General features: G+C 69.5%; 1 protein-coding gene. It reads left to right on the top strand.

Translation table 11 applies throughout. The annotated features are described in order from the left end of the window. The coding region (ald, locus tag EKO23_RS24725) for an alanine dehydrogenase (protein ID WP_134721247.1) at window positions 1-893 on the top strand (893 nt) is incomplete at both ends.

Genomic DNA, 893 nt, shown 5'->3' with positions numbered 1-893 from the left:
GTGCTGAAGGTGAAGGAGCCGGTGGCCGAGGAGTACCACCGGATGCGGGAGGGGCAGGCGTTGTTCACCTACCTGCACCTGGCCGCGGACCGGCCGTTGACCGAGGAGCTGGTCAAGCGGAAGGTGACCGGGATCGCCTATGAGACGGTGCAGCTGCCCTCGGGCGGGCTGCCGCTGCTGTACCCGATGTCGGAGGTCGCGGGCTGCCTGGCCCCGCAGGTGGGTGCGTACTCGTTGATGAAGGCCCAGGGTGGCCGGGGGGTGCTGATGGGCGGGGTCGGCGGGGTGGCGAACGCCAAGGTGGTGATCATCGGTGCCGGGGTCTCGGGCCAGAACGCGGCGAACATCGCGCTCGGGATGGGTGCCGACGTGACGCTGTTGGACACCGACCTGGACAAGCTGCGGATGTCGTTCTGGCGCTACAACAACCGGGTGCACGGCCTGGCGTCCTCGAAGCTGGCGATCGAGCAGCAGGTGATGGAGGCCGACATGGTGATCGGGGCGGTGCTGATCCCGGGCGCGAAGGCCCCGAAGCTGGTCACCAACGACCTGGTTGCGCGGATGAAGCCGGGTTCGGTGCTGGTCGACATCGCGGTGGACCAGGGCGGCTGCTTCGAGGACACCCACGCCACCACCCACGCCGACCCGACCTACCAGGTGCACGGCTCGACGTTCTACTGCGTGGCGAACATGCCCGGCGCGGTCCCGAACACCTCCACCTACGCGCTGACCAACGCCACCCTCCCCTATGCGGTGGCGCTGGCCGACAAGGGCTGGCAGGACGCGCTGCGCGCCGACCACTCCCTGGCGCTGGGCCTGAACACCCACGACGGGCACCTCACCAACGCCCCGGTCGCCGAGGCCCACGCCATGGCCTCCGTACCGCTCGACAC

Origin of the sequence: Nocardioides guangzhouensis, assembly GCF_004519545.1 — a bacterium.
Classification (GTDB): domain Bacteria; phylum Actinomycetota; class Actinomycetes; order Propionibacteriales; family Nocardioidaceae; genus Nocardioides; species Nocardioides guangzhouensis.
The sequence above is the reverse complement of the archived record's forward strand: the minus strand, read 5'-3'. Positions and strand labels throughout refer to the sequence as shown.